Here is a 14,885-nt window from a genome sequence, read left to right as displayed (position 1 = left end):
CGATTAGCGCCAGAGACCGCGAGTGTCAATGACTTCCTTGCCAGCAAGAGTGGTTGCGGGAACCGACTTGAACTGGTCGTGGTCTACCAGCAAGGTGATGACGTTGGCAGCTTCTAAGGCTTCATCCATTGGAGTCAAGACCAAGTTTGAGATGCCATCAAGCTTCTTAGGCAACGCCTCAACGTGTGGTTCGACTGCCAGGAATTCAACAGTTGGATTTGCCAATGCAAGCTTACGAGCAATTTCGATTGATGGCGACTCGCGCATGTCATCAATATTCGCCTTGAAGGCAAGACCCATCACGGCCACCTTGCCGTTGAAGGTATCAAGCTTCGTAGCTGCCTCAACCTTTTCAATGACCCAATTCGGCTTGGCATCGTTGGTGTTACGTGCCATGCGGATCAAGTTTGATTCTTCGGGTGCTGCCGACACGATGAACCACGGATCAACTGCGATGCAGTGTCCACCAACGCCGGGGCCAGGCTGTAGGATGTTCACGCGTGGGTGGCGGTTGGCCAGGGAGATCAATTCCCAAACGTCAATGCCAAGCTTGTCGGAGATGACCGAGAGCTCGTTAGCGAAAGCGATGTTTACGTCGCGGTAGGAGTTCTCAACCAGCTTCGCCATCTCGGCGGTCTTTGCGTCTGTGGTCAAGATTGCTGCCTGGCAGAAGGTCTCATAGAGAGCCTTGGCCTTCTCGGCTGCTTCAACCGTGATGCCGCCAACGATGCGGTCGTTGGTGACCAGCTCTTCCATCACGTAACCCGGGAGCACGCGCTCTGGGCAGTGTGCAACCAGAAGGCTCTCGGTAGTAAGATCCGGACGTTTAGCTAGCAGGTAGTCAGCCAAGTGCTGGGTAGCGCCTGGAGGGGAAGTCGACTCAAGGATGACGAGCTCGCCACCCTTGAGCTTAGGAGCAATGCCGTCTGCGGCCGCCTCGATGTAGGACAGATCTGCGGTGTAGTCAGCGTTGAATGGAGTAGGAACCGCAACGATGTAGGCTTCTGCTTCCGGAGTCTCAAAGCTTGCGCTCAGCGTACCTGCTTCAACGGCAGCTGCAACGAAGTCGCCCAGAGCTGGTTCCACAAATGGAACCTCGCCCTTGTTGACTGCGTCAACCGTGCGAGGGGTGACGTCGACTCCCTTTACGATGATTCCCTTGGATGCCAGGATTGCGGCGGTAGGCAATCCGATATATCCCAAACCAATGACTGCTACTTCTTTAATGCTATTCACTAAAGTGGCTTTCCTTCTGATGCGAGTGAAATTCTAAAATTTTGAGCTTGCTACTGATCATATACCGCTGCTTTTAGCCAACGCGACTAGTAAACCCTATCGCAGGTCCCTGCGGCAGGTAAGGAGGTGGATCACAACGTTTTATTTATTACCGACCGGTAGACGCTATCTAGTTTCTTTGCATTTCGCGACCACGTGCGTGTTTTAAGTACTAGATCTCTGCCTGACTCCCCCATTGAACTTATTTTTTCAGGGCTCCTCATCAAGCTATCTATTGTACTTGCCCATTGATCAACATCACTTGAATCCACTAAATAACCCGTGATGCCATCTTCGATCAGTTCCCCTAGGGCAGGCAAATCGGAGGCAAGAACTGGAACCCGGGAAGCAAGTGCTTCGACCGGCTTCAGCGGTGTCACGGCACGCGTTACTGCACTGTCCTTGCGGGGCACGACGAACAAGTTTAACGCTGCGTGATATAAATGTGCTTTCTCACGCGGTACACGGCCCGTAAATTCGCAGTACTTCGAAATTCCAAGTTTGGCCGCAAGACGCATGAGATTTTCTCTGTCCGTACCGTCGCCAACAATGAGTACTTTAAGGTTCTCCTTTTCCGGTTGCAGTGTAGCCACCGCACGAAGAACTGTATCTAGCCCTTCGTAGGGAACCAAGCTGCTGACGGTGCCCACATAAAATGCCTGAACATCCAAACCAAGTTCATGCCGAGCAGTAGAACGGTCAACGGGCTCATTGAGAAATTCATCGCCAATCCCGTTGGGCAAAATTTCAATTTTCGCTGCTTCTACACCCGCCGACGTGAGATTTTCTTTCATCTGGTCACCCAGAGTGATCACGTGGTCAGCGCTCTTGGCTACATACGCTTCTCTTTCGCGAAAGAGTTTGTAACGCTCGGAATTTTCAGCCGATTCTGGCCTTGTAGAGAGCCAGGTGTCGGCTAACTGACCTCGAACCTCATATACCCACGGAATGCCGGTGGCCTCGGAGACTGCTTTGACTGCAAGAGCATTGGAAAAATCTGTCGTGGTGTGGAGGATTTGAGGTCGGTCACGAACAACCTTCGATAATAGCAACTCCGCTTGCTGTTGAATCCGTCCAGATAAGTCGTATTTTGCTCGAACTGGCAATAAGCGCTCGTACTCCACAAGCCCGACTTGATCCGACGAATTCACTTGGAATACACCGATATTTAGTGGATAGTTCACTCTCGTGCAGACTTGCGTTTTCCATCCATCGGCGGCAAGAGCCGCCAAAGTGGACTGAGTTCTCTGTGCATACCCACTGCCCGTGTGAGGCAGCGAATTGGTCGCTAAGAAGACAACGGATGCTGGGCCGTCACTACTTGCATCCGAAAGTCGCGTAGGGGGCAGCTTCGGTTCAGCTCCCGAATAGACCTTATATTCAGAAACGTAATGCCGCTTTTGCCGGTTTGGGGGTATTTTTTCAAGCAAGGCAATTGCCTCGCTCATGTTACCTAATCCCCATTGCAACCGCGCTCTAGCACGAACCGTGCTTCGAGATGACTTTGCGTGCTCCAACAAACAGCTGGCAGTATCCCATTCGCCGCTAGCGATGCAGAGATTCGCTAAGAACACTGCGCCGCGTTTTGAACCCGATTCTTCTAACCACAGCCGGCAGGTTGTCTGCAACTGAATGCTATCGTCACGAATCATTGCCGAGAACGCAGATGCTACGCCGATATTTTTCCCCAACGCGAGCACTTTGTCCAGAATCTTGACCGGGACTCGGTTTTTGAACTTCCTTGATGCCTGGAGGGCGAAGTAGCTCGGGTCATCGGCCAAGTTTGATACGACCAGGAAGCCGGTATTAGTAAGGTTTGATAATAGCTGGGTATTCAAAATTCTGTCCTAGCTCTTGCCAACGCGGGTTACGACGTCATTTAACAGCTGGGCGTAGGCTTGGGCAGCATCACGCAGGGACGCGTTTTTCTTGACCCAACGTGAACCATGGTTGTTGGTCTTTAATTTGTCCGGGTTAGCCGCCAAGTTCGCCAAATATTCGACAAGCGCTGGAACAGTCTGACCAACAACTTCTCCGGATTCAGCAGCAATAATTATCCCAGCAGCTTCGCCACGCACCATGCCGGTAATATGACGGTCTAAATACAGTAATTCATAGAGTTTCGAAGGTACCGTGTGATCAAAACTGGGCCAGTCTGGCCGTAGCGAGACGACGCAGGTATCGGCCCAAGCATAATTTTCAAGAACTTGGTCACCATATACTGGCTCTCTGAAATCGACTTTTACGTCAAGCTCTTCAGATAGTTCTACGAGTCGCCGTTTCTCTGTCCCGTTACCTACTATTCGCAGTGAAATATCATCACCAAGACTCTTAGCTGCCTGAATTAGGGTCTCCAGGCCTTGGCTTCGACCAATGTTTCCAAGATAGAGCACACGTAAAGCCCCAGATCGAGGCTCTCGGTCAATAGCGGACACAGGCCGTTCAAGTTCCACACCGTTGGATATTGTCGCAACATTTTTGACACCATTGAGCCGCATCTTTACTGCGAGCCCACGCGTCACTGTCACCAGCAAGTCACTTTGTTTCACGAGATATGCCAGCATGTGAGAAACAATAGGTTCCATCCAGCGCCACTTCAAGACCTGAGATTCTCTCAGAAGGTCAGGCCAGGCGTCGCGCAAATCGACAACGAAAGGAATGCCGCGGATCTTGCTGACCGCATAACCAACAATTAGTGTCGGCAATGCCGGCACAGTTGCAATCACGACATCTGGTGGAGTTTCTTTTAATGCTGCAGGCAAACTCAACACTGCTTCTACACCATGCTTCAGCATTTTCCCAAGCATAGTTTTGGGCTTACGCAGTGATTTATAGCGTTTAACGTGAATACGTTCATCATCAGTGGAAGGCGTAGTGTCTTGAACCAAATTCCTTCGAGGTTGAGGAGCAACCACGGTAACTTCATGGCCTAGTTTGGCCAGTTCGTTTGCGATCACCGACCAACGTCGTTGCGGAGGAGATATTTCAGGGGAAAACGAATGAGTCAGCAACATGATTTTCATCTACTGCGTACTCCTCGGTCTTCGAATAAAAATTCGCACACAAGTCCTTTAGAAGAAAAGATGCTTGTCATTGCGTCCAAACCATTGAATCTTACCAGTCGCCGTGAGTTCAGCATCGCTGAGCCCCCAAGTGTGCGCTTTTCCGTCCCCGCTACGCATTTGCATGAAGTTAAACCGGTCGCTTGAATAGACAGTTCCGCCTCCGTCTATCACGTCACGCAGGAATTGCGTATCTTCTCCCCTGCTTCGCGAGGCAAAGGGTGTGTTCTTGAAGACTGATGCGTGTCCAAGCATCGTTGGCCCCATGACCAGATTCGTAAATCGGTGCTCTCGATCAGCGAACCGCAATAGGGTCGCATCCGAATCTGCAAGGTACATGAAGTGAGCTTGTTTACCGACTACTGAGGCACCGCTGTAACGCAGCGCCGACACCTGATCAAAGAGGTAGTTCTCACCGTAAAGATCATCGTCATCCATTTTGGTGATGAAGTCACCACTTGCCTCCGCGACAGCTGCGTTCAAACAGTCGCCCAATGACAGCTCGGATGATAATTCAAGAATCTTATAATCTTTAAGCTTTGCTTCCACGGCTTTTATCTCAAATTGTTCGTGATCAATGCTGAAGCCGTGTGTGACCAGAATAAGCTCGGTATCGACTTTGAGCTGAGATGCGACGGTGGAAATAATATGGTCTATCTGGTGCGGACGGATCGTTGAAACCGCCACAGTAACCTTGGGGCGCGTGGTCATTGAGCTAGCGGAAAGTTCAACCTGCGGTAACCCAACAAATGCTTCGATTTCGCGGGCACGGTGCGCATACGTATGTTCGGTCCAGATACGCCGTTGCCCCAGGTGCACCATCCGGTCACGCAGCTCGGGACTCTGGACAATGCTGCGAATGGCGTTAGCAGCATCTTCACGGGTTGAGACTTCTAAGACCTCAGAGGAGTTAAAGAAATTACTGATAGCGTCGCTTGGAGCCGATACAACTGCGCTGCCCGCGGCGGTAATCTCAAAAATGCGGCGCGCACACATGCTCGGAGAATCCACGACCGAGTTTACGTTGAGGAAAACGTTGTAATACTTATAGGCTGATAGCATCTGGTCGTAGCCCAATGAGCCAACCACGTACTGGTCATATGGAGCCGGGAACTGATACTTCTCATCTCCCCCGTGTTGGCGGGAGAAAATGTCCACTCCGTGAGGGAGTTTATGGGAAACATCCACGGCGCCACCAAGCACAATTTCCATTTGTTCACGACGCTCCGGGAATTTGTGGGCAAAGTACATCCCGGCAAAGGCCACGTCGCGGCGCTCCTGAGTTAGTGGACGTACTGGATTGTGGAATGCCGGCTGGGCCGCAAAGCTCAGAGCGGCCACTTTATCGTGGCCTAGTTCGCGCCTGTAATCCACAATTTTTCGCTCATCAGAAGTCAAAACGAAATCAAAAAGACGCGCGCAGTCTAGGAAGTCTTCGAAGTGTGGCGGGTCTTCTTTATTCCAGAAGACCGCTGGAATTTCTTTTGCTTTGAAGGCAGCGACCATGTCAATTAATTCGGGTCTTGGCGCACTCGTGCCCGTGAGATGATATTGCCAGGCTTTGTTGTTGCCTGCCCATGCGGATTCAACGAACAGGAAATCAAATTCTATCGACTCAAGTTGATCTTGCCAGTCGGCAGGCGTGATGAATGTGCAATCCCATTCTGGACTCCAGGCCCTAGCACTAAAGTCGTCCAAGATGACTGCAACTTTTAGCGGCGTTGCGGTGCCTTGTGCTGATTCAAAAGTTACCGCAGGCAGCTGAAGACCGAGAGTCTTTTCAACATCAGTTTGGAAGCTGTGGCTAAAACCGCCGGTCCGAGATTCGTAATTACTGCGACGGTACCATTCCTGGAATTGCCGGGGGCCGCCTTGGCGGAGGTGCCATAGGGCTTTTCGAAACTCACCTATTGCAATTTTCACTTCTCAACTCACTCTAAAATACTCGCAGGCAGGAATTATCAATATTACAGCGCGGTGCGCCCCGGCTCTATTCGAGCCTGAGGCGCACCGCGCTAACTTGAACTAGATTCAGCGAACTAGTCAGATTCTATGGCTTCTACTAGCTCAGCCATGATCTTCTTGGCATCGTAGTTTTCTACCGTAAACTGTCGGGCTTCTTCAACGGAGAGGTCGAATCGATCCTCGTTCGAAACGATGTCGACCACCCGAGTGGCTGCGAGTTCGGTATCCGTGAACAGCCATTCTTTCGGGTAAAGCCACTCGGAACCTGGCCATGCCAAACCAACGGGCAACGCTCTTGAAGCTGCACCATCGGCCAAAGTGAAGTGGAATGACTCAAAATCGCTGGTGGATACCGCGACGCCAATTTGCTGATACCACTGTGCCATGTCGTCGCCTTGCGGGTCGAAGATGACCGCGCCTTGAAGAAGAGGAGATTCATTGATTCGAGCGTACTGAGCATCGTAGAATGCCATTTCCTCGGCCCTTGCCGCCATCCACGGATAGTCCTCTGGCCGCTTGCCCTTCACCCGCAAGGTGAATCGTTCGTCCTTTGCACGTAACTCTTCCAACAAGTCGAGTACGAGATCAAAGCGCTTCATTTGCGGAACCATACCGACAAAGCCCAAGACAAACTTGGCTTCTGCATTCTTTGGCAGATCGAGTTTTCGAGTATCTACCGAGTTGGGGATGACACAGGTCTTCTCTTCTGGAATACCGAATTTTTGGATCGCCATGCCGCGGATCAGTTCGCTTACGAAGATGATACGGTCCACGTTCTTGAACTTGACCTTGTGCGGATAGTCAGTGAACAACTCCTGAGAGTGGAAGCGGGTGACTAAGCGCTGGCCTGGTTTGACATGCTTTGAATACCAGGCCAGATTTCCCAAAGACCACTCACAAAACACGATGTTGGCGTCTTCAAGTAGTTGAGAGCTCAGCTCGCTGTCATGCTGGGCATGGCCTGCCCACTGATCTACGTTCAGCTTGTGGCCTTGGCCTTCGACGGTCTTCATAATCTGACTAGCAAATTTAAGGTCATGACCAGCAATCAGGACGTTGTGATCGCCCGCGGTGAAGCGCGTCTCCTCCGGAGCGATAACACTATTCTGTTCCTCCACGACGTTGAACGGACGGCGCAGACGCAGATGGATTTGGCGCAAAGGATCCTTCGCCTGTTCCATCTTCAGCAGCGGTGAATCCGCAGATGGCTCGTCCTTCAGCCATAGCGACAGACCACGGACGTTGAGATCAAGTTCGGAGGCTTCAACACTTGCAGCTCCCCCGTACTGGTAGGCGATCAGCAAATCTTCTAAGAGGTGAGAGTCGCCTAGAACCTCTTGGACGCGTGAAACAGAAACCTCAGACTGTCGAGAGGCTTCAGAAGATACAACCCGTATCCCGTGCGCAATCAGCATATCGATGGCTGCAGAATTCTCTTCCGTCTGCGCCACATATACTTCGCGTGGACGAATAGTAGATGCCAGAATCTGTTCTGCAACACACTCGTCCAACTTCTCAAGTTCCAGGCCCAGGGTTGGCAGAGTTGGAATTTCAACTGCAATTCCAGCCATACGAAGCGCGAGCGCAAGGCGGTGATGTGCCAAATGCTTTTGGAAGGTGACGCGCATTGGTGCCCAAGCATCCAAGACACGATCCGCTTCGCTTTGCATCCATAGCGACGTGATCAGCTCAGATTCTTCACGGTTGCGAACCACCGGCACGGTACCGTCAAACATCCAGGTAACACCGAAGCTCTTACCGCTGATCAGCGGGGTACCGCATGCTGCAATTTCAAAGACACGACGTGAGAACATCGTCGGTGAACCGTTGACCGAGTTGACGTTGACGTGAACTGGATGAGACTTGTAGGCCTCCACCATCTCGTCATAGGTCAGTCCACCTTGAACAAACGGCTGGAGAGCCGCCGGGAACTTATATGGGGATTCCGGGTTATCGGCTTGGCGATCATAGATAGTCAGCCCCTGCTTGCGGGCACCTTCAAGGATCGCACGCAGTTCTTGGGAGCGTTCCGCATACCGTTCGCCGTAGTAGGATCCGCCGTAGGCTACCGAATGGGAATATGGGCGGCTTGAACCCATTGGGTTATGGATTTCTGCTTGCGCCCAGAATGGGAGGCTGCCCAAGGCGCGCATGTAACCGCCGCGGTTCTCCCAATAGTCTTCAAGGCAATTCGCATCCGTGGTCAAAACGACATCGAAGAGCTTCGCCGTCCGGCGGAATCGATTGAAGTGAACAGGATCTTCCTTGTTCCAGAAAATGGTAGGAATACCGTTCTTACGGCAGTACTTTGTCAGGGCATCAAGGTCCGAGCACTGGTCATCATCGTAGTAGCCGACTTTGCGAGTCCAAGTCTCGGAATTTCCGGCCCAGGCCGACTCAACAAAGAGCACGTCTACCGGCTGTGCCAAAAGAACTTGGCGCCAGTTCTCTGGTGTCGGCGCAACGAGGTTCACTTCACGCTTGAGCGTGGAAGTGGTGAATTCATCCGCGATAATTGCCATGCGAATGTCTTTGAGCTTTTTACCTGCGGCAGTACGATTTTGCACCGCTCGTATTTGCTCAGTGAATGTCTGCGCGACTAAAGGCCAAGTCCGAGTTTCTACCGTCCATTGGCGAGCCCTCCGACCAATATTCTGACCAAGTTTAGGATCAAGTGCGAGCTTAGTGATCTGCTCTGTTAACGAGTCCACGTTATCGGCTTCAAAGAGCAATCCGCGCTCCGAGTCAGTTCCGAGCAAAGTAGCAATAGGAGAGACATTCGAACCAATAACAGGCCGGCCCGCAGCCATCGCTTCAATTGGTTTCAGAGGCGAGACCAGCTCGGTCACGATATTGGATTTACGAGGGCAGACTACCGCGTCGAAGATCGCTAGGTAGTCGTTGATCTTGTCATTCGGAACACGTCCGGTAAATCGAATGCGTTCTTCTAGGCCCAGTTCTGCGACTTGCTGTTTCAAAGCGGGCAATGCGTTGCCGTCACCGACGATCAAGGCACCAACATGATTGAGTTCTTCTGGGAGCCCCGCGATGGAGTCAACGAGAAGGTCCAGTCCTTCGTAGTTGACTAGGCTGCCGGCGTAACCGAGCAGGAACTCTCCCGCTCGTTTTTGAGTAACGACAGAGGAACGCTCGGCGGGAAGCGGAACATATTGGAAGATATTTGCTGCGTTTGGCAAAATTGAAATATTTGCATTAGTCGCACCTCGCGCTACCAGTTCTTCGCGGACCTCTTCGGTGATCGCGAAAACCTTGTCAGCTTCGTTCGCTACGAGTGCTTCAAGATTGCGCGCAAGTTCAAAGCGCTCGGAATTCAGCCAGCTCTCGTTGTCCGATGCTGCGGTAATTTCCCACAGTCCGCGGACCTCGTAGATGAATGGAATTCCAAGGCGGCGCGCAGCGATGAGTGCTGGAAGTGCAGTGATGTGATTCGAAGCCGAAACGATGACCGCAGGGCGGTTCATCATTGCCTCGCGCACATAGATGTCAGCCGCAAGCTGGATAAACTTGTCCAGAGGATCGTTGCGTAGAGAAACTCCAGGATTAAAGTGTGTATTGACTCCTTGGAAGTCACGTATGAGACGCTTCTGCGATGGAGCTTTCTTGGTTACCTTGGAATCCCAGGGGTAGCCCGGACGCGCGGCAATAAACAGATCCATACCTGCGTCAATAACAGCCTTGGTAAGGCCAGTTGTACGGGTCGAGTATCCGTTGCTGTTGAACTCACCTGTGCTGTGTGCGCAGTACATCACTTTATCTGCCTGCGGGACGTATGCGGGCGAAGATGTCTTTGGCGGGACAGTGGGCAACGCCTTCAGCAAACGCTCTTGACCCATGACTTGTAAATGGAGCGGACCGAAATTCTTCGGCGCCGCCGGCTCGGCGAGAAGTAAGCGTAGAGCATCTGCTGGTTCAGTAATCTGCCCCAAATCGCGGTACTTTTCGACTTCTAGCTTCGCGATTTGCTGGAGTGTCGGATCCGAAACCCAACTTTTATGAACCGACGCGGATATGGGAACACTAGGCAAAATTACTTTTTGCGCAGTTGCCATCGATACTGGTACTGTTGATGTGGGTTTTTTACTAAACGGAGTCTTTAGCCCGCGTGCCACACGAACCACCGGGTGATCACGTAAATTCTCGTACGCGAGCTTAAACTTCTCTGCGCGAGCATGTTCATTAGCTAGCTGAGTTTTTAAAGATGCAGCCATACGACTAAACTTCTGCCGTTCGATTTCTGTCTTCTTGACCTTGGTTTCATACCGAGCGACCAAACCATTTAATTTTACAGCCTGGTTCCGAAGTGCTTCGTTTTCAGACTTAAACTTACGGTATTGTGATTCATACTTCAGCAAATCGGCAAGCATCGCTTGTTCGATGTCCTCGCCATACCCCCCATATCGTTGCCGCATGCTAAACAACTGGGCTCTCGAAGCCGTTGGTGAACCTAAACCGCGTCTTGATGATTTCAACAAAATTGCTCCGTCTAAAAAATTACAAGTTCACTATTTATTCTAACTGATCGCCCATCAGGGGGTTTCGCAAACCATCGAAGGCTGATCTCTAATTCTAGAGAATCTTGCGTTGCAATCAGAGGGCACCGCTAGTTTACGACAGGCCTCCTCAAGGCTCTAATTGCTACTGGAAAAGGTATGAGCCGCGGCTTCTCTCACGATATAGATATGCACTCAAACAAGCCAAATGTACGGAAGTGCGTACCGTATGTGAAACATGCTGCCCCTTGCGAGAGATAGCGTCGGTTAACGAGGCTGAAATTTGGTCAATGTGGGTGTTCTCCAATTTCTTTGGAGTCTGGCGACCAAAGCGGATTGCAAGAGAACGCGATTATATAAATTTGCCCTTTTCTTAGACGACGACATCAGGCTCTACCGGCGGGACATCGCTGTAGTACGGCGAATCCTCGGCCATTACTTCGTTTATCGAACGAGTCCATTCTCGTTTCCACGACGTCGTCGAATGCACCTCGGCCGCTGACGGTGGACGCAACGCGCCATTCGATTTCCAAGGTGTCGGCATATCGGATCGACGTGTATTGCTAGTCCTAATCTGCGTTGCGCAGACCCCCTTTGTTAACCGGCTTATACGCACGCTCTTGGCCTCAGAGAATTATTTTCAGGCATTGCTGCAGAGACTCTTCACCTGAACCCTGGGGGGTTTCCCAGCCGACGTTCGCCATTGAATATAATTCGATCATCAATGTCGCGAAGTTTAACACTAACTAAACCGGGTACTAGGTGAAGTTCGCGAACCAAATCGGGTTCGTGGCATTGGATCGAGAGTTGCGATTCGCCACCATCCCCTGCACGTTTGTCTCCGTCCCTGGAATGCTGGCGCCATTCCAACGGCCACAGATCACTCGATTCATGTTTTTGCCTCGCACCAGTCGGTCAACTGCGTGTTGGGAGACCTCTGTGAAGTGAGCCCGGCATTTATCGGCGTCCGTAAATCGTTCCCCACCGAGGTTGTCCTTTGCCTTCTTGGATGTTGAGTCCGCCCGACGTGTTGATGATCAGCGCATCTTCAATGACTTGCAGGGTGTGCAATACGGGCAAACATGTATCCCAGAACCTATAAGTTTGTGCGGCACCTGACTGCCTTAAAAACCACAGGACAGCGCAGCGCAATTCGGCTGCGAAATCCTCGGCTGTTAATTCGTCAATAGACTGGCAGGGCAGCGGATATGAGAAGCTAATTCCCCTACGGACGAAATCTAAGAACCATTGAGGAATTCGTTGACTTTCTCTCGTCTCGTATTTCTGCTATCAATGCCTTGAGATCTTCGATTCATCGGTTATTGGGTTATCCCGTTGGTCGGTATTAGCTTGGTGCATCATTACCCGGCGACGAAAGATTCGGGACGTAGGTCAATCTTCGGGACTACGACATAGCACGCCGCATACACGGATGTGTACTCAGCGAACCGGTTAGCGACCATATGAATTAGCCCCTCGCGAAATTCGACCGGTTATTTCTTCGGGGTGCGGACCAGAGTTTCCTGATCTTCCTCGCTGTGGCCAGGCATGGTTTTCATTTTTCCCAAAATTCCCGGCATCAAACCCATAACGCTTCACATCTCCAGGACTAGATGGTTGTCTCAACAAGTCAAACGCAGCTTTTAAAGCTGTCCAGCAACACTTAGAACGTCGCAGACTTTGATTGAAACTGACTTACAGGAGACAATAACAAAGTTCGATTAAGAGAGAGTTGGATTCATGAAGATAGCAGTAGTTGGAACGGGCTATGTTGGCATGTCGATCGCTGCCTTGTTAGCAAGACATCACGAAGTCACAGCTTTAGACATCAATGAGGAACGTGTAAGGCTCGTTAATCGAAAACTCTCGCCGATCGTAGACGAAGAACTAACGAGATACCTCGATCACGAGCAACTCAGACTCGCTGCTACGACGGATTCCGGTACAGCCTATAAGGATGCAGATTTCGTCATTGTAGCTACCCCTACAAACTACGATCCCGAATCTAATCATTTTGATACTTCGTCAGTTGAATCTGTCGTCTCCGATGCCGTTTCTATAAACCCCAATGTAAACATAGTCATCAAGTCGACAGTACCTGTCGGTTTTACTAGTGATTTGCAGGAAAGATATCCTGAAACCAAAATAATGTTTTCTCCAGAATTTCTACGTGAAGGTCGAGCTCTCCACGATAACCTCCATCCTTCTCGAATTGTCGTAGGAGATCAAAGTCCGAACGGACGGAAATTTGCGGAACTTCTCTTGGAGGGCAGCATAGACCAAAATGTTCCGATCCTACTTACAAACCCAACAGAAGCTGAAGCAATTAAGCTCTTCTCCAATACTTACCTGGCACTTAGAGTCGCGTACTTCAATGAATTGGATACTTATGCCACGTCACGAGACCTAAATTCCGCGCAAATCATTAACGGGGTTGGGCTTGATCCACGAATTGGTAGTCACTACAACAACCCATCCTTCGGTTATGGAGGATATTGTCTCCCGAAAGATACAAAGCAGCTCCTCGCTAACTACGAAGAAGTCCCACAGAATCTAATCTCCGCAATCGTTGACGCCAACAGAACGCGTAAAGATTTCATTGCGAACGATATTTTGGCGCGTAATCCGAAGACCGTGGGTATCTATCGACTCGTAATGAAAGAAGGGTCCGATAACTTCCGACAATCCGCTATTCAGGGTGTAATGAAGAGAATCAAGGCCAAGGGTGTTGAAGTTATAGTTTACGAACCGACTTTGGACGCCCGTGAGTTCTTTCATTCCAAGGTTTCCAAAGATTTCGACACCTTCGTGGGTGAGGCTGACGTTATCATCGCAAACAGGCAATCTGCGGAGCTCGAATCCGTAGCCGACAAGATCTATACTCGCGACATCTACGGTCGAGATTAATACCTGTAGTCAAATAGCGCCAGATGGAACTAATGTTCTGAATCAGAACTCACAAAGCCATGAGCTTGGTGCTCCACGAACTGGTGAGATTCTCTAATGATTCTTGGCAGGTCTGGGACCCGCCGGCAGGATAAGTACCAACCCACAACGACGTGACTCAATGAAATTCTGGTCTGATTTTATTGCAGTACCTTGACACTGACTTGTGCATGATTGTGGAGCGACACCAGTCCGGCCCCTTGACATGGCTTGATAAAAGGCGGACCGTAACCCAAGAGGTTGCGTGTCAGTTTGAAGAATTGCCTGACAAGAGTTCACTTTCAGACCGGTGTCACCCGCCACGGCCACCAACCAGAATGGAAGAAAACTGTCATAACCATCGTTGCAGAAATACTCGACTACGTCATCAGCGGAGACACCCACTCCAGCTACCAACACCCTCGCCCTCGCCCTCATCAACCCCAAACAGGTGTGTGAGAAGCATGCGAACCCTTTCCAGTCACCCCGGCCAGTATACGCCGAGCCATCACCTAGATTACCAAACGCCTTCGTGTCACGGGTTGTGATTGAAAATCTCAATAGTTTCATGACCTGATTCTTTGTGTTCGAGCCTTGGCTGAAATACTTACCCAGAAATAGGATCCAGATACCCAGAAGCCATGGGTTCCCGATTCATCCGCAAGCCCCGTGCCGTATTCGGCGCTGTCGCCGTGCAAATCGTAGACCAAACTGGACGCACCACGATCTCCGTGGAACACATCGGTTCAGCGAACACCGACACCGAACTAGCACTGCTGTTGCGTTCCGCCGAGCAACACTTGCATCCAGGGCAGCAAACGTTCGACTCGGCGATTTGGAACGAGAACCCGCGTCTCTGGTCGAAGTCGCTGATTGAACCAAGCCCGTCGAATTGTCCAACGTGCAGCCTGACCGTCGAAGACCCTGAACTGGCACCACAGGCGGCGAGAAAGCCGTTGCGTCCCCAGCCACGGAACTATGGGAAATCCTCACTGCAGCCTATGCTCGACTTGGGTTCGAAGTTCTAGATGACGAGGGGTTTCGCGCCATGGTGCTCGCCCGCGTGATTGAGTCAACTTCCAAAGCAGACACCATCAGAGGGCCCGATGACTTCTGTGCACCGTATCCGTCTTTGAGGACTTGATTG

General features: G+C 51.0%; 8 protein-coding genes. 2 read left to right on the top strand and 6 right to left on the bottom strand.

Features of this window, described 5'->3' with window-relative positions:
• Positions 1–3 precede the first annotated feature (3 nt).
• The 6 genes from wecC to IEX04_RS19015 form a co-directional block, all read right to left on the bottom strand.
• The gene (wecC, locus tag IEX04_RS09425; RefSeq protein ID WP_188685319.1) at positions 4–1,236 is read right to left on the bottom strand and encodes a UDP-N-acetyl-D-mannosamine dehydrogenase; all 1,233 of its coding nucleotides are present in this window, start codon (positions 1,234–1,236) and stop codon (positions 4–6) included.
• Positions 1,237–1,367: 131 nt separating this feature from the next.
• On the bottom strand, positions 1,368–3,113 hold the full coding sequence (locus tag IEX04_RS09420) for a glycosyltransferase family 4 protein (RefSeq protein WP_188685317.1): 1,746 nt from the start codon (positions 3,111–3,113) through the stop codon (positions 1,368–1,370).
• A gap of 9 nt (positions 3,114–3,122) precedes the next feature.
• The gene (locus IEX04_RS09415) at positions 3,123–4,298 is read right to left on the bottom strand and encodes a glycosyltransferase family 4 protein (protein ID WP_188685315.1); all 1,176 of its coding nucleotides are present in this window, start codon (positions 4,296–4,298) and stop codon (positions 3,123–3,125) included.
• A 48-nt stretch (positions 4,299–4,346) separates the two neighbouring features.
• On the bottom strand, positions 4,347–6,260 hold the full coding sequence (locus IEX04_RS09410; protein WP_188685313.1) for a glycosyltransferase family protein: 1,914 nt from the start codon (positions 6,258–6,260) through the stop codon (positions 4,347–4,349).
• Between the two features lie 116 nt (positions 6,261–6,376).
• Positions 6,377–10,531 (bottom strand): glycosyltransferase, encoded by a 4,155-nt coding sequence (locus IEX04_RS09405; protein WP_188685311.1) that lies wholly within the window; start codon positions 10,529–10,531, stop codon positions 6,377–6,379.
• 1,239 nt (positions 10,532–11,770) lie between these two features.
• Positions 11,771–11,893, bottom strand: a complete 123-nt coding sequence (locus tag IEX04_RS19015; RefSeq protein WP_268236917.1) for a hypothetical protein — start codon at positions 11,891–11,893, stop codon at positions 11,771–11,773.
• 660 nt (positions 11,894–12,553) lie between these two features.
• Here IEX04_RS19015 and IEX04_RS09400 point away from each other — a divergent pair.
• Positions 12,554–13,720 carry a nucleotide sugar dehydrogenase gene (locus tag IEX04_RS09400; protein WP_188685310.1) on the top strand — a complete coding sequence of 389 codons (1,167 nt, stop codon included), beginning with the start codon at positions 12,554–12,556 and terminating at the stop codon, positions 13,718–13,720.
• Positions 13,721–14,379: 659 nt separating this feature from the next.
• A complete protein-coding gene (locus tag IEX04_RS09395; protein WP_188685302.1) occupies positions 14,380–14,766 on the top strand; it encodes a hypothetical protein in 387 nt (128 codons plus the stop codon).
• The last annotated feature ends 119 nt before the right edge of the window (positions 14,767–14,885 follow it).

Source organism: Glutamicibacter ardleyensis, assembly GCF_014644555.1.
Taxonomy (GTDB): domain Bacteria; phylum Actinomycetota; class Actinomycetes; order Actinomycetales; family Micrococcaceae; genus Glutamicibacter; species Glutamicibacter bergerei.
The sequence above is the reverse complement of the archived record's forward strand: the minus strand, read 5'-3'. Positions and strand labels throughout refer to the sequence as shown.

Coding starts and splice junctions, on each gene's coding strand:
- IEX04_RS09415 (WP_188685315.1), bottom strand. CDS start 4,298: ATGAAAATCATGTTGCTGACTCATTCGTTTTCCCCTGAAATATCTCCT.
- IEX04_RS09405 (WP_188685311.1), bottom strand. CDS start 10,531: ATGGCTGCATCTTTAAAAACTCAGCTAGCTAATGAACATGCTCGCGCA.
- IEX04_RS09400 (WP_188685310.1), top strand. CDS start 12,554: ATGAAGATAGCAGTAGTTGGAACGGGCTATGTTGGCATGTCGATCGCT.
- IEX04_RS09395 (WP_188685302.1), top strand. CDS start 14,380: ATGGGTTCCCGATTCATCCGCAAGCCCCGTGCCGTATTCGGCGCTGTC.